Source organism: Cytophagia bacterium CHB2 (assembly GCA_030263535.1).
Lineage (GTDB): Bacteria > Zhuqueibacterota > Zhuqueibacteria > Zhuqueibacterales > Zhuqueibacteraceae > Coneutiohabitans.
Genome location: SZPB01000068.1, coordinates 1 through 21523 on the forward strand (window position 1 = coordinate 1; position 21523 = coordinate 21523).

At 52.0% G+C, this 21523-nt stretch carries 18 protein-coding genes, 5 tRNA genes and 1 riboswitch; of the genes, 18 read left to right on the top strand and 5 right to left on the bottom strand.

The window, feature by feature from the left end:
- The 4 genes from FBQ85_09115 to FBQ85_09130 form a co-directional block, all read right to left on the bottom strand.
- Positions 1-561: hypothetical protein (locus FBQ85_09115; GenBank protein MDL1875311.1), on the bottom strand; the 561-nt coding region annotated here is incomplete at its 3' end.
- 239 nt (positions 562-800) lie between these two features.
- The gene (locus FBQ85_09120; protein ID MDL1875312.1) at positions 801-1364 is read right to left on the bottom strand and encodes a hypothetical protein; all 564 of its coding nucleotides are present in this window, start codon (positions 1362-1364) and stop codon (positions 801-803) included.
- A 475-nt stretch (positions 1365-1839) separates the two neighbouring features.
- Complete coding sequence (locus tag FBQ85_09125; protein ID MDL1875313.1) at positions 1840-2658, bottom strand: hypothetical protein; 819 nt, start codon at positions 2656-2658, stop codon at positions 1840-1842.
- Positions 2659-2874: 216 nt separating this feature from the next.
- Positions 2875-3549: a metal-dependent transcriptional regulator gene (locus FBQ85_09130; GenBank protein MDL1875314.1), complete on the bottom strand. Its 675-nt coding sequence runs from the start codon at positions 3547-3549 to the stop codon at positions 2875-2877.
- Between the two features lie 185 nt (positions 3550-3734).
- On the opposite strand from FBQ85_09130, the gene FBQ85_09135 reads away from it, so the two are divergent.
- A complete protein-coding gene (locus FBQ85_09135; protein ID MDL1875315.1) occupies positions 3735-4838 on the top strand; it encodes an ATP-dependent 6-phosphofructokinase in 1104 nt (367 codons plus the stop codon).
- A 44-nt stretch (positions 4839-4882) separates the two neighbouring features.
- Here FBQ85_09135 and FBQ85_09140 read toward each other — a convergent pair whose 3' ends face one another.
- Complete coding sequence (locus tag FBQ85_09140) at positions 4883-6400, bottom strand: long-chain fatty acid--CoA ligase (GenBank protein ID MDL1875316.1); 1518 nt, start codon at positions 6398-6400, stop codon at positions 4883-4885.
- Positions 6401-6493: 93 nt separating this feature from the next.
- Here FBQ85_09140 and FBQ85_09145 point away from each other — a divergent pair, with 93 nt between their 5' ends.
- From FBQ85_09145 to rpoC, 17 genes are all read left to right on the top strand, one after another.
- A complete protein-coding gene (locus tag FBQ85_09145; GenBank protein ID MDL1875317.1) occupies positions 6494-6724 on the top strand; it encodes a sulfurtransferase TusA family protein in 231 nt (76 codons plus the stop codon).
- A 30-nt stretch (positions 6725-6754) separates the two neighbouring features.
- Positions 6755-8074 carry a UDP-glucose/GDP-mannose dehydrogenase family protein gene (locus FBQ85_09150; GenBank protein ID MDL1875318.1) on the top strand — a complete coding sequence of 440 codons (1320 nt, stop codon included), beginning with the start codon at positions 6755-6757 and terminating at the stop codon, positions 8072-8074.
- 233 nt (positions 8075-8307) lie between these two features.
- A riboswitch (cobalamin riboswitch) is annotated at positions 8308-8506 on the top strand.
- Positions 8507-8673: 167 nt separating this feature from the next.
- Entirely contained in the window at positions 8674-10821 is a 2148-nt protein-coding gene (locus tag FBQ85_09155; GenBank protein MDL1875319.1) for a TonB-dependent receptor, read from the top strand.
- Between the two features lie 596 nt (positions 10822-11417).
- Positions 11418-11493: transfer RNA gene (locus FBQ85_09160), tRNA-Thr, on the top strand.
- 17 nt (positions 11494-11510) lie between these two features.
- Positions 11511-11592: transfer RNA gene (locus tag FBQ85_09165), tRNA-Tyr, on the top strand.
- A gap of 156 nt (positions 11593-11748) precedes the next feature.
- Positions 11749-11821 (top strand) — tRNA-Gly (locus tag FBQ85_09170).
- Between the two features lie 12 nt (positions 11822-11833).
- A tRNA-Thr gene (locus tag FBQ85_09175) sits at positions 11834-11906 on the top strand.
- 45 nt (positions 11907-11951) lie between these two features.
- Positions 11952-12101, top strand: a complete 150-nt coding sequence (gene rpmG, locus FBQ85_09180) for a 50S ribosomal protein L33 (protein MDL1875320.1) — start codon at positions 11952-11954, stop codon at positions 12099-12101.
- A gap of 11 nt (positions 12102-12112) precedes the next feature.
- Positions 12113-12189 (top strand) — tRNA-Trp (locus FBQ85_09185).
- Positions 12190-12248: 59 nt separating this feature from the next.
- Entirely contained in the window at positions 12249-12449 is a 201-nt protein-coding gene (gene secE / locus FBQ85_09190; GenBank protein MDL1875321.1) for a preprotein translocase subunit SecE, read from the top strand.
- A 45-nt stretch (positions 12450-12494) separates the two neighbouring features.
- Positions 12495-13052, top strand: a complete 558-nt coding sequence (nusG, locus tag FBQ85_09195) for a transcription termination/antitermination factor NusG (GenBank protein ID MDL1875322.1) — start codon at positions 12495-12497, stop codon at positions 13050-13052.
- 21 nt (positions 13053-13073) lie between these two features.
- Positions 13074-13496 carry a 50S ribosomal protein L11 gene (gene rplK / locus FBQ85_09200; GenBank protein ID MDL1875323.1) on the top strand — a complete coding sequence of 141 codons (423 nt, stop codon included), beginning with the start codon at positions 13074-13076 and terminating at the stop codon, positions 13494-13496.
- 51 nt (positions 13497-13547) lie between these two features.
- On the top strand, positions 13548-14252 hold the full coding sequence (locus FBQ85_09205; GenBank protein MDL1875324.1) for a 50S ribosomal protein L1: 705 nt from the start codon (positions 13548-13550) through the stop codon (positions 14250-14252).
- Positions 14253-14273: 21 nt separating this feature from the next.
- On the top strand, positions 14274-14822 hold the full coding sequence (locus tag FBQ85_09210; GenBank protein MDL1875325.1) for a 50S ribosomal protein L10: 549 nt from the start codon (positions 14274-14276) through the stop codon (positions 14820-14822).
- Between the two features lie 73 nt (positions 14823-14895).
- A complete protein-coding gene (locus FBQ85_09215) occupies positions 14896-15276 on the top strand; it encodes a 50S ribosomal protein L7/L12 (GenBank protein MDL1875326.1) in 381 nt (126 codons plus the stop codon).
- Positions 15277-15351: 75 nt separating this feature from the next.
- Positions 15352-19158, top strand: a complete 3807-nt coding sequence (gene rpoB, locus FBQ85_09220) for a DNA-directed RNA polymerase subunit beta (protein ID MDL1875327.1) — start codon at positions 15352-15354, stop codon at positions 19156-19158.
- A gap of 71 nt (positions 19159-19229) precedes the next feature.
- On the top strand, positions 19230-21523 hold a 2294-nt coding region (gene rpoC, locus FBQ85_09225; protein MDL1875328.1), incomplete at its 3' end, for a DNA-directed RNA polymerase subunit beta'.

A 21523-nucleotide genomic window follows, 5' to 3' on the forward strand; every position in this document is an offset into this window, starting at 1 on the left:
GGTAATGGTAATATTGGCGCAACCGTCATTTTGCACGGTGATCACGCTGTCGCGCACCGTACCGGCGCGAATCGAACCAAAACCGACGGAATCCGTGCTGGCGGCGGCATTGCCGATGCGATCGATCGACAAATTCGATGTTTCGCCGCGCGAGTTGACCACCGTGTCGCTCAGCGTTTCATTCATGACTAAGCCGCCTTCACCGGCGCCTCTCGCGGCAGACACAAGAAATTTATAGAGTCCATCGCCGGTCGAGGGCACATCTTCATTGATATCGAAACTTGCAAAAAACGTGATGTCATCGACCCATTCGCGATCGACCATGGGCAGTTCGAGCGGATAAGGAGCTTGCAAACCAAAATTGACTTGCGGAAAAACCTTGACATCCATGGCGGAATCGAAAATCAGCGTCATCGAAACCTTGGCATTGCCGGTACACGTCACGGTTTGGTTGTTCACGCGGAACGTCATACGCACGAGCTTGGGTTTTTCCTGCGCCCAAGTTGCAGTGCCAGCAATGCCGAGGATTGCCAAGGTGGCAAGAAGTACCAATCTCTTCATGGGGTTGACCTTTTTCATGATGTTGAATCGCATGGTGCGGTGCTGATCCTTTAGGTGTGATGGTAAAAGACTTCATGCGAAATAAGGCTCTCATGTCAAAAACCAAGAGAGCCGCAGTTAAATTCTTCTTTCGAATGAAGTCAAATATTCAAAAAGCCAAATGACGGCGGCGCCGGAAAGGAGGAAAACGTCGCCGCCGTCATTGCTGGAAAACGTACTTGGCCGGAGGAAGTTGATCATTAGCTTGATGATCGCGCCTTCCCTGCAATGGCACTCCCTTCAAATGCTTTCGCAAAACTGGCTGGGCCTGCTTCCTGTGCCGTCATGCCGATGAGTTTCTTCACAAGCGCAGGTAAGTGATGCGCCAGTTCGGTAAAATCTCCAAAAAAATCTTCACGCACATGTTCGACAATCTGTCCGCTGGCCACGTGCACGAGATAAATCTCAATGCCGTATGCCTGCCCGTTTTTTTGCAGGCGTCCGAAGGCGACGACTTTCGCGCTTAACGCGCGCCCGGCGGCAATGGCTGCACCCCGTTCATTTTGAGCGTGCAGATCGAACGTTTGCGGCAGGCGCGTTTCTTCGCCAGGCGGCAAGCAGGCAAAGAGCTGCAGCCGCTGGAACTCAGCATGAAGCTGCGCTGTCAGCTTGGCGGCCTCGTCTTTCAGCGCGTCGTTTTCAGCCCACAAACTGAGAACCGCGAGACTGGGCTGCGCTTGTGATGTTTGTGCCAGTGTGATGGTGAAATTGCAAAAGAACGCCCCGCACAGTGCAACCAATACTTGTTTGACGCCTGCTTTCATTGCCGTCGTTTCCTGTCGTTTCAATCTTGGTGGCGCATACTCCTTGTTGAACGATGATCGTTCGAACCATCATCGTGATCGCGTCATTACGATTGCGGCGGGAATCGGCAAACCAGGTGCCATGCCTGGAAATGAAAAGTATTGGCTAAATCGTCATATCGGTGTGAAATGCCTCTTGGTTTCTGACGCCAACGCAAGCGCTATATCGTTTGATTTCAATGTTTCGTTTCATGCCAGCGGCAGCTTTATTTTGCTGAACTCGGTTTTTGCAACTGTTTGTCCGCGCTGCCATGTGCTGCTCTGAAACAACTGTCGATCCGTGAAGCAGGGCGTTGCAAACCGCACGCGATAAGCACGTCTGGCTTTGCGCCTCGCCGGCTGAGCGTGTCGAAGCCGAGCTTGTCGAAGCCGCTCAGCATACTTTGCCAAACTTCAACGCGCAGACTCTTACCGCGTAATCACCCACCATGAATCCTTACGGAAAGGTGGGAGGCTGGGGAAGCGTGCGCGGATCAACGCCACCACCGCCGTTGCCATTGCCGTTGTCATCTTTGCCCATAGCCGTGGCGGCAAAAATACCGGCGCCAACGCCGACAGCCACCAAACCGGCCACCAGCAAGGTTTTGCCGGACCCGGATTTATTCTTATTTGCGCCTTCGACCATGTTTTCTTCATCTGCCGGTGAAGTTGTGCTTTCCGAGTTTTCGACCGGCGTGATATTCTGAGATTGCCCGGAGTTTTCTGAGCGCGTCGAGGATGTCGCGGTCGAAGCCGTTCCAACAAGCTTTTTTGTCAACGCCGGTACGCTGGCTTCGAGCTTCTTGAAATCGCCGTCAACTTCTTCTTTGACTTTTTGCACGACTTGCCCGCTCTTGACGTGGACGAGTTGTACTTCAATGAAATAAAGCGGCCCGATCTTATTGATCGTGCCGTTTGCCACGAGTTTTGTGCCGAGGAGCTTGCCGGCTTCAATGGCGCATTCCATTGTGCTGCAGCCGGTTTCCAACAAATTCGAATTGGCCAGCCCGGACATCACTTGATTTTTGCTCATCAGTTCGAACATGCCGGTGCTTTGCAATTCCTGGCGCATCCGGTCAGTAATTTTAGCGGCATCTGCCACGGAGATACGCCCGCTCGGCTCCAGATCCAAAACGGCCAGAGAATAAACGCGGCTTTCCGCTTCGAGCGGAAAATCCGCTGCTTTGGCTAGGGCAAAATCCTGCAGTACAATTGTAACAAAAAATGCGGGCAACAGAATCAAGCTGATTGCTTTCTTCATAAGATCACGCTCCATGAACTGGTGTTTTCTCGCGCAAATTCTCAGATCATCGTCCAAAGGCAACGTATCGGAATTGTTACGTTATCTAAATAGACAATGCCGGATGCCGTTTCATATTGGAATCCAAAGGCTAGAATACCAACACTGGTTTAAAAGTGCGTGAGGGAGGGGCTAAATATGTGAGGACAACGAAACAGTGGGCCGGAGGCGTATTCGGAAGAAATAGCGGGCTTAAATATAATCGACCAAAATCGCGTCGGCCAGCTCTTTGCCGAGATGGCAGGTTTGATCCTGGATTTGGAGATGCAGCGGCCCATTGAACGGCGCTTTATCGAGAACTAAGATTTCGGTTTGGGGAAAGATTCCAACTTGTGCCAAGTAACGCAAGCGCGCCGGATCACGATCGGAAACCATGCGCACCACGACGCGCTCGCTGGTCTGGGCTTGCGAAAGCGCGAAACACGTGACATTCGGCAGCACGCCATCTTTGGTGGGAATGGGAGAGCCGTGCGGATCGATGGTTGGCTGCCCCAGCACTTGATCCATCTTGTCCTCGAATTCCTCGGAAATATAATGTTCGAGTTGCTCGGCCTCATCATGCACTTGATCCCAACTGTAGCCCATGGCTTGCGCCAAATACAACTCGAGCAAACGATGATGGCGAATGACTTCGAGCGCGATTTTTTCTCCGGCGGGTGTCAGCGACACGCCTTGATAAGGCGAATACTCGACGAGTTTCATTTCGTCCAGTTTTTTCAGCATGCCGGTGACGGAAGCCTGGGCCACGCCGATGCGCCCGGCGATGGCAGAGGTTGAAACTTTCTTTTCCACGGTTTGCAGGACGTGAATTGTCTTCAGATAATCTTCAATGGCCTGCGTCGTAAAATTTTTTTTCTTTTTGTTCATGAACGCAAACGGACGTGTTGTCGGATAATTTGACTGCCGGAAATCGTTGCTGCTGTTGCGCGAGTGGGCGCAAAGTAACAACACACGCGCGATTATTCAAGCAAAAAGTTACAGTTTTAGTGCTTGCTTTTGGAAGTTTCACGCAGCATTTTATCGCTTGCTTGCATCAGAACAGAGGAGATGATATGGCAGCATCTGGTTTGAAACGCCTGGGCATACTCACCGGCGGCGGCGATTGTCCGGGCCTGAACGCCGTCATTCGCGCGGTGGCGAAACCCGCAATGAATGAGTATAACGCGGCCGTGTTCGGCATCGAAGATGGCTTTGAAGGCTTGGTCGAAGGGCGCATGCGCCAGCTTGCCAACGCCGATGTTTCCGGCATAATCAATCTTGGCGGCACGATTCTCGGCACCTCGAATAAAGGCGATCCCTGGCACTATCCCGATGAATCGGTGAATGGCAAGGTCGAAATTGTCGATGCCTCTTCGCGCGCGATCAAAAACTACAAACGTTGGGGCTTGGACGCTTTGGTCGCCATTGGCGGCGACGGCACGATGCAAATCAGCAAAAAATTAACGGATCACGGCCTCAATGTCGTGGGAGTGCCCAAAACGATCGACAATGATCTTTCCGCCACTGACGTTACGTTCGGGTATGATTCGGCATTGGCGGTTGCCACCGAAGCGATTGATCGCTTGCACACGACTGCTTCGTCGCATCATCGCGTGATGGTGATCGAAGTGATGGGCCGTTATGCCGGTTGGATCGCTCTGGGCGCGGGTTTGGCCGGCGGCGCCGATATTATCTTGATTCCCGAGATTCCATTTGCCTGGAAATCTGTATTTCGCAAAGTCATCGACCGCAGCGTTCATGGCAAGCGTTTCAGCATTGTTTGCGTTGCAGAAGGGACCAAATGTCCGGACGTCGGCGAAATCGTCAAGGAAATGGATGTGAAGCGCACGGATGCCAAGCGTCTCGGCGGCGTGGGAGAATTTGTGGCAGAACAAATCGCGTTGGGAACGGAGCTTGAAACGCGCGTCACCGTGTTGGGGCATTTGCAGCGCGGCGGCAGCCCGACTCCATATGATCGTATTCTCGCGACAAATTTTGGCGCGAAAGCGGTTGCGCTTTGCGCCGCAGGAAATTTCGGGCAAATGGTGGCGTTGCGCGGCTCCGAGGTTGTTAGCGTACCGATTAAGGAAGCCATTGCTAAACAGAAGCTGGTGCCGCATAATCATGCCATGGTTTTGTCGGCGCGAGCGGTGGGAACGAGCTTCGGAGATGATTAGGGCCGCATAAAAATCAAGCAAGACTAAAGGAGAACTCGGCGCAATCACTGAGACGATTTTTCGGATGATTGCAACAGCCGAACCACCTCGGGTTTGATAATTTTGCCCATCGCGTTACGCGGCAGATCGATTACGGTGATGATCACCGTTGGAATTTTGTAAACCGCAATTCGGGTGCACGCCCATTCTTTCAAAGAGAAGAGTGAAAATTGCTTGTTCGGATGCAAGACAAGCGCCGCGCCAACGCGTTCTCCCCACTCCGCATCGGGAATTCCAACAACAGCGCATTCGACAATGTCGGGGTGGGTGCGCAGCATTTCTTCGATTTCCAGGGCTGAAACTTTGTATCCGCCGGTTTTGATAATGTCAACTGAGGCGCGGCCCAAGATGCGAAAATAACCCTTTTCAATAACAGCAATATCGCCTGTGCAAAACCAGCCCGCGCGAAAGGCTTGTTGTGTGGCAGCCGGATTGTCCCAATACTCCAGAAAAACGTTTTGACCTTTGACTTGAATTTCTCCGGCAGTTCCCGGGCCAACTTCCTCGCCGTGTTCGTCAACCAATCTTACGGCAACCTCGGGCAATGGTGTGCCGACAAATCCCGCCCGGCGTTCGCCATGTAGAGGGTTCGAAAGCGCCATACCGATCTCCGTCATGCCATAGCGCTCGAGCAGAACATGCCCGCTGAGGGCCCGCCATTTCTTGAATACATGTGCGGGCAACGCAGCCGATCCGGAAATCATCAAGCGCATTCGTGCGCATGCTTCTGACATGGCTTTTTGTTCGGGTGGCGAAGCAGCCTCCCAGGTGTTGATGAGCTTGCTATAAATCGTGGGTACGGCCATAAACACAGTCGTATTGCCTTGCAGGAATCTTTTCCAAGTTGTTTCGGGATGAAATTCCGGCAACAACTCGCATGTCGCACCGGCCCACAACGCGCAACTCAGCGCATTGATAATGCCGTGAATGTGATGCAGCGGCAGAACATTGAGCAGATAATCTTGCGGGGACCATTCCCAGGCGGTAATCAACGAGGTCATTTGCGCCACGATATTGCGATGCGTTATCACGACGCCTTTGGGCTTATTCGTCGTGCCGCTGGTATAAATGATCATCGCACGTCTTTGCAGATCAATTGCCGGAAAATCCGCGGCAGTCGGCTCCAGCAAATCTGTTGTGCTCAGAAAACGCAAACCGTGCTTGCGGGCCAAGGGTTCTAAACGCGTTTCAAAGTCGGGGTGAGCGACAGCAATGCGCGCGCCGGAATTTTGTAGAACATATTCCAATTCTGGCTGTGGATGCGTCACGGCCAAGGGCACGGCCACGCCTCCGGCACGCCAAATTCCCCATTGCGTTGTAACATAATGCAGGCCCGGCGGTACTAGAAACGCGATGCGTGTTTCGGCAAGATCACGTGCGCCGCGCAGCAAAACGCCTGAAGCTGCGGCAGAAGCGACGAGCAAATCGTGATACGTGAACACGCCTTCGCGCGCAACGATGGCCCGGCGCGCGTCATGCTGCTCAGCGCGGGCAAAGAGCGGGTGAGAGGATAGTATTTTCATGAAATGGCTATTTGAAATTAGATGAATAGTTCTTATTTTCGCCCCCATCCCAGTCGAAAATTCCTGAATAACCCCGAGGTTGAAATGTCAGACATCAAGGCCGACAAGACAATCGATTGCAGCGGTTTGAGTTGCCCATTACCCATCGCTAAAACGAATCGCGCGATTAAGGATATGGCTGTGGGGCAGATACTCGAATTGATTTCCACCGATGCCGGTACCATGCTCGATATGCAGGGCTGGGCCAAGCAAACCAAACACGAATTGCTGTTGGCAAAGGATGAAGGCGCCTATTTTCGATTTTTCATCAAAAAAACAAATTAGTGTTCCAATTGCAACCCAAAGGAGAGGCGTGTGAAAGTTGCGGTCGTCGGTTCAGGTTATGTCGGTCTGGTTGCCGGCACTTGTTTTGCCGATTCCGGCAATGAAGTGATTTGCGTTGACGTGGATGAAAACAAGATCAACCAGCTTCGTCAGGGGGACATTCCTATTTTCGAGCCGGGTTTGGAGGAAATGGTTAAGCAAAACGTCCGCGAAGAACGCCTTTATTTTACCACGGACATCAAATACGCGGTCGAACAGGCGCAAATCGTGTTTATCGCCGTGGGTACCCCGCCGGACGAAGACGGCTCCGCCGATTTGAAATACGTGCTCGACGTCGCGAGCAACATCGGCAAATTTATGAACGGCTACAAAGTCATCGTCAACAAAAGCACCGTTCCGGTTGGCACCGCGGATAAAGTCCGGGATGAAATTCGAAAGCATACGCAATACGATTTTGCTGTGGTGTCCAATCCGGAGTTCTTGAAAGAAGGCGCTGCGATCGATGATTTCACCCGCCCCGATCGCGTCGTCATCGGCACCGCGGACGAAAAGGCAATCGAGATCATGCGCACATTGTACGCGCCGTTCGTGCGCTCCGGTAAGCCGATCATCATCATGGATGAACGCAGCGCGGAACTGACCAAATATGCGGCGAATGCTCTGCTGGCCACTAAAATTTCGTTTATTAATGAAATCGCCAATTTGTGTGAAGCGGTCAGCGCTGATATCGACATGGTGCGTAAGGGCATCGGCACGGATTCGCGCATCGGGCCGCATTTTATCTTTCCAGGCACGGGTTACGGCGGATCGTGCTTTCCGAAGGATGTGCAGGCGTTGATTCGAACCGGCGGCGATCACCGCACGAATCTTGCGATTATCAAAGCTGTGGAAGAGGTGAATACGCGGCAAAAAACAGTTTTGCTCGACAAGATCAAATCATATTTTAAGCAAGGCCTGCGCGGGAAAGTCTTTGCCATGTGGGGACTTGCTTTTAAACCGAAAACGGATGATATGCGCGAGGCGCCGGCGATCGAAATGATCAATGCGTTGAATGCTGAAGGCGCTTTGGTCCGAGCGCACGATCCTGAAGCGCTGAAAGAAGCGGCGAGAGTTTTTAAAGACCGTGTCGATCGCGATTTATTTCTTTTTGACAAACGCTATGAAGCGCTGGAAGGCGCTGATGCGCTGATCATCATGACGGAGTGGAATGCGTTCCGCGAGCCGGATTTTTTTCTGATCAAAGAATCCTTGAAATCGCCCGCGATTTTTGATGGTAGAAATCTCTACGATCCGCAGCGCATGAAAAAAATCGGGATTGATTATTTTTCGATTGGCCGTCCGGTGCGGTAAAAAGCAGCGTTGTGATTTTCGGGCGCACTCGCAGTTTTGAGCGCGCTTTTTTTTATGATAAAGATTACCGCCGTCACGTCAACCGCGTGCTCGCCACTGCTCTGATCTTGCCCGGGAGCTCGCCGCGAGCCTCACTCCATATGAACGTTGATGCGCGGAAATTGGTTTTCCTGGCCAGGTGCATCAACCGTGACGAGCAAAAAATCCAGTTGTTTGGCCCGATAGAGTTTTCTATATTCGACGTCATCATGGGTGTTCTGCTTCGCTGAGGCGAAACAGAAAGAATAGGGAATGCCGTGCGAATCGGCAACTGCCCCGCAACTGTGAGCAGCGTGTTGTTCGGCGATTTCATCACTCTCAACACGAGGGGAAGATGAGATCGAGCTAACCGAGCTGCAAGTCAGGAGACCTGCCTGTGAGATTAATCTCCGTGAAGGATATTGCGTCCTTCACTGAATCGGAGAGCCTTCGCGGGAAGGCCGGCGCTTGCAGCAGTCGCTTCATATCCCTCCCTGCCAGGCGCAGGAATTTTTTCGTCCTGCGCGATTTCCTTCCCGGCGCGTCTCTCCCCAACCACAATTTTTCTGTAAGGAGATTTTATGTTCAAACGCGCTGGCAGTTGTGCAACGTTCGCGGTATTTCTGTGGGCTTCGTTTGTGCGCGGGCAACAAAGCGAAGCGATTCGCGGAAATGTCGTGGATGCCGTGACGAAGCAACCGATCGCGGGGGCAACGGTTTTGTTAATGTCTTCACGGCAAGGCGTGGTAACCAACGAGGCTGGAAAATTCAAGCTATCCGCAACGCAGCCGAATGACTCGCTGCTCATTCGATTTATCGGGTATCGATCCGAGCGTTTGGCGCTTGCTGAAATCAATAGGAATCACCGCATCCAACTCACCCCCACCAGCCTGCTTTTTCACGAAGTGACGGTAACGGCGAAACGTAATGCCGCAGTTGCCGCCGATAGCCCGGCGCCGGTTGAACTGGTCACGACGGACACGCCGCGTTTGCTCACCACTCACAACGTGGGCGAAACATTGACGCATATGCAATCGCTGCTCGTCAAAGATTATGGCGGGTTGAGCGGCATCAAAACGGTGTCGTTGCGCGGCGCCTCGGAAGGTCAGGTGTTGGTGTTGCAAGACGGTTTCCGCATCAATAATCCGCAAGGCGGCTGGGTCGATCTCAATCTGCTGCCGACGCTCGGGGTGGAAAGTGTCGAAGTATTGCGCAGCGGGGCTTCGGCGCAATACGGCAGTGAAGCGGTGGGCGGCATCGTGCATGTGCGCACGCTCTCACCCGCCGCGCACTTTTCGCCGCAAGCAGAGTATACTGTTGGCAATTACGGCACGGGCGCAGCCCGGATCAAGCTGAGTCAGCGTGTGGGAAAAATTTCCGGTGTGCTGGCTTATGGCCGTTTGCGCACGGAGGGCGACTATCCCACCGGACTGGCGGCGCAACCGCGCCTGCAAAACAATCATCTCAACAAGCAGGATTTCTATGCGCGCGGGGATTTCGCGATTTCCGAACGCATTGGACTGAGCGCCTTTCATCAAATCGTTGACAGTGATCGCGAAGTGGCGGGATCGCTGAGTTTTCCAACGAGCGCTGCCGAGCAGCAGGATAATAATCGTATGAGTGCGGTGCGCTTCACCGCGCAAACGGGTGAACTTTTTAATTTTAATGTGCAGGGCAACCTGCAGCATCTCGAGCAGGACTATACCAACCCGGATCCATTTTTTCCCAGCGCCAGCCGCCATACAGTGGATGCACGCGAGTTACTCCTGCACAATCGCAGCCGCCTGGGGGTCTGGGATTTTCTTTACGGCGCGGAGATCGCGCATTTTGAAGTTAAGAGCACGGATCTCGAGAATCCGCAGCGCGATCAGCGCAGCGCGTTTGTACAAGCGGAATGGCGCTGGCATCGCGTGCGCAACAACGCATTGATGAGCCTGGCTATAACCCCGGCGTTGCGCTACGATCATTTCAGCGATTCCGGCAATCGAACGAGTCCCAAAATCAGCTTGGTATGGAAATGGGAGAGAGATTTCACGCTCTCCTGGCATGCCAGCGCCGGAAAAAGTTTTCGCGTACCTTCGATGAATGATCTTTTCTGGCCGAGCAGTCCATACACGGCGGGCAACCCCAATTTGCGGCCGGAAGTCGGCACCCAGTTTGATGGAGGCGTGTTGGTGCAAAGCGCAAATCGCGCGGGAAATTGGCAATTGGCATTGGATGTGTTCCATACGCAGTTGGAAAACCTCATTAGTTGGATTCCGGATGAAAATTTCCGTTTTTCGCCGCAAAATATTGCGCGCGCCAAAATCGCCGGCTTGGAACCGGCATTGACGTGGCGTTCGTTGCGCGATCGGGTTAATGTTCGTCTGGCTTACACCAAAATGCGTGCAATCGACGACGGCGATGATGCAGCGACACAAGGCAAGCGATTGCTGTATCGTCCCGATCACAAATTTGACGCCACTTTTTCTGCACAGATTTTTGGTGGAACGTGGGGTGCGACATATCAGCTCGTAAGCCGGCGTTTCGTACGGCAAGACAATTCGTTTTCATTGCCGGGCTATCGTTTGCTTGATTTGTTTGGCTCGTACAGGTTTGATTTTACAGGAGGCTATCAAATCTATCTGGCTGGTGCAATTCGAAATCTGGCTGATAAACGCATACAGGTGATCGAAGGTTATCCTATACCTGGCCGCGAATTTCGCATGACACTCGGCGTAGGGCGATGATTTTAGAGCTGATGCTTTTGAAATCACCTCGATAGTGATTGAATAAATTTTCTCCCAGCGGATGAGGTCGTTTCGTTGAAACATACATTTTGCTCATCCGCTGGGAACGTTTTTTCAAGCAATTCTGTCGAGAATTCGTTATCTGTGGCACGCTGATATCAATTTTGCATAGTTCATAATAAAATGACGTAGGGCTGATCGTTTGTTACCCATTTATGAAGTAATCCACATTGAATCTAACTTAGATTTTTCGTAACAGAGTTATGCAGAAGCACTTTCTTGGTTTAAAACCTTTCCGCTAAAACCGTTTTATAAGTCAATCCGCTCCTTTGGGTAACATAAATTATGAGGCAACGCCCCCTCATTCAAAATGCTTCGGTAACATTTTTTATGAGGCAATGCGTGAGGCAATGCGGGGCAAAATATTTCTTGACAAAATCATTTAGTTTTATATATTACGAGTCTATGTCCTAAAATTCGGTTTTACTGAAGTTAAGGAATCGCCTATTCAAGGTGTTCGTTTTTATATTTTTGTTCTGAGCGATATTTTGTGGCGAGTCTTAATTCTTGACAAAGGCGATGCATGACCTTTAATAGCCACCATAGCTCAGAAGGTAGAGCGCCTCACTTGTAATGAGGAAGTCGCGGGTTCGATTCCTGCTGGTGGCTCAACGAAATTAGATTTTGCCGGGGAGGTTCCAGAGTGGCCAAATGGGGCAGACTGTAAATCTGCTGGCTATGCCTTCGGAGGTTCGAATCCTTCCCTCCCCACTGTGTGCGTTATCATGAGCCATTCTTGCTCCAATGGTTTGTGAAAACAAAAAATGAAGTAAGCCAACGAATCCCGATTCTATCGGGATTTTTCACGGATTCACGTGTCGTGGCGCAAAGCGGTGAGCAAGGGGCAGTTCGGATTCTGGTAAGCATGCGGGAGTAACTCAGGTGGTAGAGTCACAGCCTTCCAAGCTGTTGGTCGCGGGTTCAAGTCCCGTCTCCCGCTCTCGCACGATTGGCTCACGTAGCTCAGTCGGTAGAGCACTTCCTTGGTAAGGAAGAGGTCACCGGTTCAATCCCGGTCGTGAGCTCTTGAACAAATTTGGCATGAATATTACAAAAAGGCGTGAAGAGTCGTGAGAGAAAACATTACTCTGGAATGCGGCACGTGCAAGCGCCGAAACTATGCGATGACGAAAAATAAGAAAACGCATACGGCGCGCGCAGAATTCAAAAAGTTTTGCCGGTTCTGCAACAAACATACGATGCACAAAGAATCGCGTTAAGTGTGCTCAGTAGGCCTGTAGCTCAACTGGCTAGAGCGCCGGTCTCCAAAACCGGAGGCTGGGGGTTCGATTCCCTCCAGGCCTGCCATCTGAGGTGATGGTCAATGATGTGATGGTCAATGATGTATTGAATACGAGAGACGCCAAATGAATCTAGTGCAGAAGGTCAAGACATTTTTTGACGAAATTAAAATCGAAATGACCAAAGTGAGCTGGCCGAGCCGCGAAAACCTGAAAGAATCGACAATGGTGGTTTTGGTTGTCACTCTTTTCTTTGCGATTATCACGGGTGCGGTCGACCGCGTGCTTTCGTGGGGCGTGCAACAGCTCTATGGGCTGATCAGTTAACCTAAAGTTGATTCTACAATATCTGACTATATCCCAGTGGAAGATATCACGGAAAAAAATACCGAGAGCACGGCCAAAAGATGGTATGCGATTCATGTTCTCTCCGGGCACGAGCGCAAGGTGAAAGCCTATTTGGAAAATGAAGCGGCGGCTTTGGGATTATCCGACCGGCTGGCGGGCGTGCTTATTCCCTCGGAAGAAGTTACCGAAATGAGAGAAGGAAAGAAACGGGTACGAAATAAGACGTTCTTTCCTGGCTACATGTTGGTCGAAATGGTGTTGGACAAGGACACGCAGCATTTAATTCTAAACACCCCCGGGATTACCAATTTTGTCGGCCCCAAAAACAAACCCCAGCCTCTCCGTCAAGATGAAATCGATCGCATTTTAGGCCGCGTGCAGGAAAGCCGATCCAAGGAAATCGTTTCTGTGCCCTTTAAGGTCGGCGATCCGGTGCGTGTAACGGATGGGCCATTTCTGGACTTTACGGGTTTTGTGGAAGAAATTAACGAAGAGAAAAAGAAGGCCAAGGTGATGGTCAGTATTTTTGGCCGATCAACACCGGTCGAGTTGGATTTCCTGCAAATCGAGTTAGAAAAATAATCGCACGGGAGATAGACACACATGGCTAAAAAAGTCGTTAAGGAAATCAAATTGCAAATCCCCGGCGGGCAGGCAAATCCCGCTCCGCCCGTAGGCCCGGCGTTGGGCCAGCATGGCGTCAACATTATGGAATTCTGTAAGGCTTTCAACGCCAAAACCTCAGATCGTCAGGGACTGATTATTCCCGTTATCATTACGGTTTATTCCGATCGCTCGTTTACGTTTGTCTTGAAAACACCGCCCGCCGCAGTACTGCTTTTGAAGTCGATGGGTGCGCCCAAAGGCTCGGGCGAACCGAATCGCAACAAGATCGGCAAGGTGACCAAAGATCAGGTGCGCCAGATCGCGCAAGCAAAAATGGAAGACTTGAATGCCAACGACGTTGAGGCGGCGATGCGCATGGTCGAAGGCACGGCGCGCAGCATGGGCATTGAAGTCGCTTGAGGTCCGTTAATCAATATCAAATGCAACGTTGGTTCCAGGTAAGGTAATTGTATGAATCATAGTCGTCGTTTTCGTGAACTTGCCAAGTTGGTCGAGCCGAACAAAGAGTATTCGTTGGAAGATGCCGTGGCGTTGTTGAAAAAAACGGCGACGGCAAAATTCAACGAAACGATTGAAGTGGCGATGCGTCTTGGCGTTGATCCGCGGCATGCCGATCAGGTTGTGCGTGGCACCGTCTCGTTGCCGCACGGCACGGGCAAAACCGTGCGCGTGTTGGTGTTGTGCAAAACCGTGAAAGAGGCGGAGGCGCGCGAAGCGGGCGCCGATCATGTCGGTTTTGATGACTTTATCAAAAAGATCAACGAAGGGTGGTTCGAATTCGACGTTGTCATTGCCACGCCCGATGTCATGGGAGAGGTTGGCAAGCTCGGTAAAGTTCTCGGCCCGCGCGGCTTGATGCCAAATCCCAAGAGTGGCACCGTCACGTTCGACGTGGGGCAGGCGGTTAAGGAAGTGAAGGCCGGTAAAATCGAATTCCGCGTCGACAAGTCGGGCATCCTGCACGTGAATATTGGCAAAGCGTCTTTCAGTGAACAGCAGATTGCGGAAAATGCGCGGATGTTTATCGAAACCGTCGTGCGGTTGAAGCCGGCTTCTTCGAAGGGGCAATATGTGCGCAGCATCACGTTGTCCAGCACCATGGGACCTGGCATTCCAATTGACAGCAATGCGATGATGGGCGAACTTAAAGTATAAAGTATAGGCGTGAACACGACCATGTTAGAATCCAGAACCATTCGGCCAGAGAAGCAAGAAGCCGTAACCGATCTCGTTGCACGGATGTCAGCGGCAAAAAGTGTTTTTGTCACAGACTATTCCGGTTTGACCGTCGAGGCCATTACCCGGCTGCGCCGCGATTTTCGCAAGTCGAACGTGGACTATCTTGTGAGCAAAAATACGCTCACGCGCTTGGCGGCCACTCAGGTTGGCATGAAAGACATCGTGCCGCACCTGGAAGGCACGACAGCCATTGCGTTCGGCTTGGGTGATCCCGCAGCTCCGGCAAAAGTGCTGCTCGAATTCACCAAGAAAAGTGAAAAACCGACAATCAAGGCCTTTGTGTTCGAAGGCCAGTATTATGACGGCAAATTCGCCGAAGAAATTTCCAAATTGCCGGGCCGCAACGAGCTGTTGGCGCGTTTGCTCGGCAGCATGAATGCGCCGGTCACGGGTCTTGCAAATTCTCTGCAAGGCATCATCCGGAAAATGGCATATGCATTAAATGCAGTCGCAGATCAGAAAAAAGAAGCTGCGGGTGCGCAATAATTTATTTTATAGAACCGTTCGCGCTGCGGCGCCGTTGAATCCATGAAGTTTCCACTCTTTTAAGGAGGATTTTGTGTCTACGAATGATTTTATCCAGGCGATCGAGAACATGAGTGTTCTTGAGCTATCAAATTTGGTCAAGGCAATTGAAGACCGGTTTGGCGTGTCTGCCGCAGCCCCGGCCGTGGCGATGATGCCGCAAGCTGGCGGTGCAATGCCGGCGCAAGCCCAAGCCGAAGAGAAAACCGAATTTGACGTGGTGCTAGCCAGCGCCGGCGCCAACAAGATTAACGTCATCAAAGTCGTGCGTACCCTCACCAGTCTGGGTTTGAAAGAAGCCAAAGATTTGGTGGACAGCGCGCCGAAGACGTTGAAAGAGGCGGTGAACAAGGAAGAAGCACAGAAGATCAAAGCGCAGTTGGAAGAAGCTGGCGCCACCGTCGAAATCAAATAAATGAAGTAAGCCAACCCTTTTGACTCAACCCTCTTTCAGCCAGAAAGAGGTTGTTGTTTTATAGGTGCCCCTTTCATGGAGAATACAAACGGAAAACGGTACTCGTTTTCAAAACTAAGTACCGTGATCGATTTGCCGGATTTGTTGGATATTCAGCTCAAGTCGTTCAACGAATTCATGCAGCTCGATGTCGAGCCTTCCAAGCGCGACAACCAAGGAATGCAGGCGGTATTCAAGAGCATTTTTCCGATTTACGACAGCCGGGAAAATTTTTGCCTGGATTTTGTTGAATTTTATATCGAAAAACCCAAGTACGACATGGATGAGTGCCAGGAGCGCGGTGTAACCTACTCGGTTCCGCTCAAGGCCAAACTCCGCCTGTCGGTAAAAGATGAGGAAAGCGGCAACTTCGGTGAAACAACCGAACAAGTCGTCTACTTGGGAAATATTCCCTTTATGACCACGCGCGGCACCTTCATTATTAATGGCGCCGAGCGCATCGTGGTGAGCCAGCTTCATCGCTCTCCCGGCGTGTTCTTTGATGAATTGAAGCATCCCAACGGCACCAAGCTCTTTTCGGCGCGCATCATTCCGCTGCGCGGTTCGTGGGTCGAATTTCTTACTGACATCAGCGATGTGATGTATGTCTACATCGATCGCCGCAAGAAATTTCCGGTCACCACGCTGTTGCGCGCGATTGGTTATTCCTCCGATAAAGAAGTGCTGCAGCTTTTCGATCTCATTGACGAAATCAAGTTGTCGGATTCGAAAGTCAAGCAATTTCTTGGGCGGCAGTCAATCGGCGATGTCGTCGATCGTGAAACCGGCGAAATTCTGCTTGAAAAAGATGCAGAACTGACGGAAGAAGCAATCGATCGCTTGAAAAAAGCGAAAATTACGACCGTGCGATTGTTGCGTTCGGATAGCGCCTTTGGCCCGGAAGTGATTTCGAACACGCTTAAGCGCGACGCCGCACATTCGCAGCAAGACGCCCTGGAAGCCATTTACCGCCAGCTCCGCTCGGGCGAGCCGCCGGATCTGGATACCGCCAAACAATTTCTCGAGCGCATGTTCTTCAATCCCAAACGTTACGATTTGGGCGAAGTCGGGCGTTATCGCCTCAACAAGAAGCTCGGGTTGGATACGCCGGTGTCCACGACGGTTCTTACCGAAAACGATATTATCACGATCATCAAGTATCTGCTCGATATGCGCAACGGCCATCGCACGGCCGATGACATCGACCATTTGGGCAATCGCCGCATTCGCACCGTGGGCGAGCAGCTTTCGCAGCAGATGAGCGTCGGTTTGTCGCGCATGGCGCGCACGATCAAAGAGCGGATGAATTTGCGCGACAGCGAGAAGTTGACGCCGCAGGATCTCGTCAATGCGCGCACGATCATTTCCGTGATCAACACGTTTTTCGGCACCAGCCAGCTCTCACAATTCATGGATCAAACCAACCCGCTGGCGGAATTGACCCACAAACGCCGTCTCTCCGCTCTCGGACCTGGTGGTTTGACGCGCGAGCGCGCCGGTTTCGAAGTACGCGACGTGCATTACACGCATTATGGCCGTCTGTGTCCGATTGAAACGCCGGAAGGTCCGAACATTGGTCTCATTTCATCATTAACCACATTTGCGCGCATCAACGATTTCGGCTTCATCGAAACGCCCTATCGCCGCGTGAAAAACGGCCGCGTGTCGACGGATATCGAATATCTCTCCGCCGACGATGAAGATCAATATGTCATTGCACAAGCGAACGCGCCGATTGACAATCGTGGCCATTACCTGAACGATCGCGTGAAGGCCCGTATCAAGGGCGAGTTTCCCGTGGTGCCGCCCGAAGAACTCCATTATATGGATGTGTCGCCCAATCAGATCGTCTCTGCCGCCGCGGCATTGATCCCGTTCCTGGAGCACGATGACGCCAACCGCGCGTTGATGGGTTCCAATATGCAGCGCCAGGCCGTGCCGCTTTTGGTTCCGGAAGCGCCGTTGGTCGGCACCGGTTTTGAAGCAAAAGTGGCGCATGATTCCCGCGCGATGATTATTTCCGATTTTGACGGCGTGGTCGAACACGTGGAAACGGACAAAATCATCATTCGTAAAGACATGCCCTCGGGGCGCGGCAAGAAAATCGAGGTCGAGGCGTTACTGAATTTTGAGGAAACCGATTTGGTGACTTATCGCTGCACCAAATTCATGCGCACGAACCAAGATACTTGCATCAATCAGCGCCCCATTGTGAACGTCGGCGATCGGGTGAAGAAAGGCCAGGTGTTGGCTGACGGTTGCGCGACGCAAGGCGGTGAGCTTGCATTAGGCCGCAACGTTTTGGTGGCATTCATGCCGTGGCGCGGTTACAACTTCGAAGACGCCATCGTCATTTCTGAGCGCGTCGTGCAGAAGGATATTTATACCTCGCTCCACATTGAAGAATTCGAGTTGCAGGTGCGCGACACCAAGCGCGGCGAAGAAGAGTTGACGCGCGAAATTCCAAACGTTTCTGAAGAGTCCACCAAAGATCTCGACGAAAATGGCATCATTCGCATCGGCGCAGAAGTGGTGGCCGGCGATATCCTGGTTGGCAAAGTCACGCCCAAGGGCGAAACGGATCCAACGCCTGAAGAGAAATTGCTGAAAGCAATCTTCGGCGAAAAGGCCGGCGATGTGAAAGATGCTTCATTGAAAGCGCCGCCCGGGTTAAAGGGCATTGTGATCGACACCAAGCTTTTCTCCCGCAAGAAGAAAGACTCCAAGTCGAAGCGCCAGGAGAAAAAGAAGGTCGACGAGATTGAAGAATGGCATACTCGCGAGTTGGCGCGTCTCAAGAAACTGCGCAGCGAAAAGTTGATCAATTTGCTTTCGGGCGAAACGTCCGCGACCATTCGCGACACGCACGGGAAAGTCGTGGTGCGTGCCAGCACGGAGTTGACTGAAGAGCGCTTGTCCGAACTTGATTTTGAGAAACTCGACCGCAGCGAAGGCTGGACCGAGAAAAGGCGCATCAACGAGTTGGTCGATTTGGTATTTTCGACCTATGAGCGCAAAGTGCAAGACACCGAAGAAGAGTATGAACGGCGCAAGCTCAAAATCATCGTCGGTGATGAATTGCCTCCTGGCATCGTTCAGCTTGCCAAGGTTTATGTTGCGAAAAAGCGCAAATTGATGGTCGGCGATAAGATGGCAGGCCGCCACGGCAACAAGGGCGTCGTCGCCAAAATCGTTCCGATCGAAGATATGCCTTATCTTGAAGACGGTACGCCGGTTGACATCGTGCTTAATCCGCTGGGCGTGCCTTCGCGCATGAACCTGGGCCAGATTTTTGAGACGACTCTGGGCTGGGCTGCTTCCAAGCTCGGTGTAAAATTCGCCACGCCGGTATTCGACGGCGCAAGCGAGCAGGAAGTCATCAATGAGATGAAAAAAGCCGGCATTCCGGAAGATGGCAAAGTGCAGTTGTTCGATGGCCGGACCGGCGAGTTGTTCAACGAGCGCGTGACCGTCGGCCAGATCTATATGTTGAAGCTGTCGCATTTGGTCGAAGACAAGATTCACGCGCGCTCCATCGGCCCGTATTCCTTGATCACGCAACAGCCGTTGGGCGGCAAGGCGCAATTCGGCGGCCAGCGTTTCGGTGAAATGGAAGTTTGGGCGCTGGAAGCTTATGGCGCGGCCTATACACTGCAGGAAATTTTGACCGTCAAATCAGACGATGTGCGGGGGCGGTCGAAGGTTTATGAAGCCATCGTGAAAGGCGATAATTTGCCGGAGCCTGGTTTACCTGAATCCTTCAACGTTCTCATTCGAGAGTTGCAGGGCTTGGGTCTCGACGTCGAGTTGGTCGACGATTCTGAAAACGGCAAATCGAATTAGCCGGCCACAACAAAAGTTGTTAAGAACATCAGTATTTTAATATAACCACTGTGATTCAGTGGAGGTGAGCTTTGACTTACTTTCCGAAACAAGATACCGCAGCACGCCGCAATTTCAGCGCAATCGCCATTAGCCTGGCGTCGCCGGATAAAATTCTCGAACGGTCACACGGTGAAGTAACCAAGCCGGAGACGATCAATTACCGTTCATTTAAGCCGGAAAAGGATGGGCTTTTTTGCGAGAAAATTTTCGGCCCCGTGCGTGATTGGGAATGCCATTGCGGCAAATACAAACGTATTCGCTACAAAGGCATTGTCTGCGACCGTTGCGGCGTTGAAGTGACCACAAAATCGGTGCGGCGTGAGCGCATGGGGCATATCACGCTTGCCGTGCCGGTGGTTCATATTTGGTATTGGAAGGCTTTGCCCTCGAAGATCGGATATATTCTCGGCATGAGCGGCAAGGATCTAGAAAAAGTCATTTATTACGAATCGTATGTCGTAATTCAGCCCGGCCGCAGCGGCCTTCGCCCGAAAGAGTTGCTGACGGAAGATGATTATTTCCGCATCACCTCCGAGATGGGAGCAAGCGAAGGCAGCGCCGGAAACGAGTCCGAGCAGTTCGTCGCCAAGATCGGCGGTGAAGCTGTTCTCGAATTATTGCGCCGTTCCGATCCGAGCTTGCTGTCGACCGAGTTGCGCCATCAAGTCAAAACCGAAACCTCCTTCCAGCGCAAGACCGAAGCGTTGAAGCGGTTGAAAGTCATTGAAGCAATCAAGCGCAGCCAGAATCGGCCGGAGTGGATGGTGTTGTCCGTCATTCCGGTGATTCCGCCGGAATTGCGCCCCTTGGTGCCGTTGGAAGGCGGCCGTTTTGCCACCTCTGATCTGAATGATCTCTATCGCCGCGTCATCATTCGTAATAACCGCCTTAAGAAGTTGATGGAGATCAAGGCGCCGGAAGTCATCTTGCGCAATGAAAAACGCATGCTGCAAGAAGCCGTCGATGCGCTGTTTGATAACGGCCGTAAAACGGCTGCGGTGCGCGGCGATGGCAATCGCCCACTGAAATCGTTGTCCGATATGTTGCGCGGCAAGCAAGGGCGTTTCCGCCAGAACCTGCTGGGTAAGCGTATCGATTATTCCGGCCGTTCGGTGATTGTGGTAGGCCCGGAGTTGCGCTTGCACGAATGCGGCTTGCCTAAAGAAATGGCGCTGGAATTGTTCAAGCCATTTGTGATCCGCAAGCTGGTCGAGCGGTCAATCGCCAAAACCGTGAAAAGCGCCAAAAAAATGGTTGACCGCCGCGACGCCAGCGTTTGGGATATTTTAGAAGAAATCATCGACGATCATCCCATTTTGTTGAACCGCGCGCCGACGTTGCACCGTTTGGGCATTCAGGCGTTTCAACCGATTTTGATCGAAGGCAAGGCGCTGCAGATTCATCCGCTGGTGTGCGCGGCATTCAATGCCGATTTTGACGGCGATCAGATGGCGGTACATGTGCCGTTGAGCTATTACGCTCAAACCGAGACGCGTTTGTTGATGCTCTCGAGTCATAATATCCTGTCGCCGGCCTCCGGTCGCCCGTTGGCGATTCCGAGCCAGGATATCGTGCTTGGCATTTATTACCTGACCAAGGCCAGAAGCGGCTTGCCGGGTGAAGGCAAGGTGTTTGCCAATGTTGATGAAGTCAACATCGCCTATAACACCAAGCAGATTGCGCTGCACACCAAGATCAAAGTTCGCATCGACGATAAAATTATCGAAACCACCGTTGGCCGTGTAATTCTCAATCGCATTGTGCCGCGCGAAGTGGGTTTTGTGAATGAATTGCTCACCAAAAAGCGTCTAGAAGAGTTGACTTCGCAAGTGTACAAGCAGCTCGGCAATTTCAGAACCGCGATGTTTCTCGATGAATTGAAGCTGCTCGGCTTTCAACACGCGATGCTCTCGGGCGTGACCGTCGGCGTCAAAGACGTTATCATTCCGGAAGAGAAGCAGAAATATCTCGACGACGCTTTTCGCAAAGTTCACACCATTCAAAACCAATATGAAAAGGGTGTGATCACCGACGGCGAACGCTATAATCAGATCATCGACATCTGGACGCACACCACGAGCGACGTGGCGGAGAAGATGTTCGATCGCTTGCAGGGAGATCGGCAGGGGTTTAACCCGATTTTTATGATGGCCGACTCCGGCGCGCGCGGTTCCAAAGAACAGATTCGCCAGCTTGCCGGTATGCGCGGCTTGATGGCAAAACCGCAGAAGAAGATGACGGGCCAGATGGGCGAAATCATCGAGAACCCGATCACGGCGAACTTCCGAGAAGGTCTCTCGGTGTTGGAGTACTTCATCTCCAC

Coding starts and splice junctions, on each gene's coding strand:
- FBQ85_09120 (MDL1875312.1), bottom strand. CDS start 1,364: ATGAAAGCAGGCGTCAAACAAGTATTGGTTGCACTGTGCGGGGCGTTC.
- FBQ85_09125 (MDL1875313.1), bottom strand. CDS start 2,658: ATGGAGCGTGATCTTATGAAGAAAGCAATCAGCTTGATTCTGTTGCCC.
- FBQ85_09130 (MDL1875314.1), bottom strand. CDS start 3,549: ATGAACAAAAAGAAAAAAAATTTTACGACGCAGGCCATTGAAGATTAT.
- FBQ85_09135 (MDL1875315.1), top strand. CDS start 3,735: ATGGCAGCATCTGGTTTGAAACGCCTGGGCATACTCACCGGCGGCGGC.
- FBQ85_09140 (MDL1875316.1), bottom strand. CDS start 6,400: ATGAAAATACTATCCTCTCACCCGCTCTTTGCCCGCGCTGAGCAGCAT.
- FBQ85_09155 (MDL1875319.1), top strand. CDS start 8,674: ATGTTCAAACGCGCTGGCAGTTGTGCAACGTTCGCGGTATTTCTGTGG.
- secE (MDL1875321.1), top strand. CDS start 12,249: ATGAATCTAGTGCAGAAGGTCAAGACATTTTTTGACGAAATTAAAATC.
- rplK (MDL1875323.1), top strand. CDS start 13,074: ATGGCTAAAAAAGTCGTTAAGGAAATCAAATTGCAAATCCCCGGCGGG.
- FBQ85_09205 (MDL1875324.1), top strand. CDS start 13,548: ATGAATCATAGTCGTCGTTTTCGTGAACTTGCCAAGTTGGTCGAGCCG.
- FBQ85_09210 (MDL1875325.1), top strand. CDS start 14,274: ATGTTAGAATCCAGAACCATTCGGCCAGAGAAGCAAGAAGCCGTAACC.
- rpoB (MDL1875327.1), top strand. CDS start 15,352: ATGGAGAATACAAACGGAAAACGGTACTCGTTTTCAAAACTAAGTACC.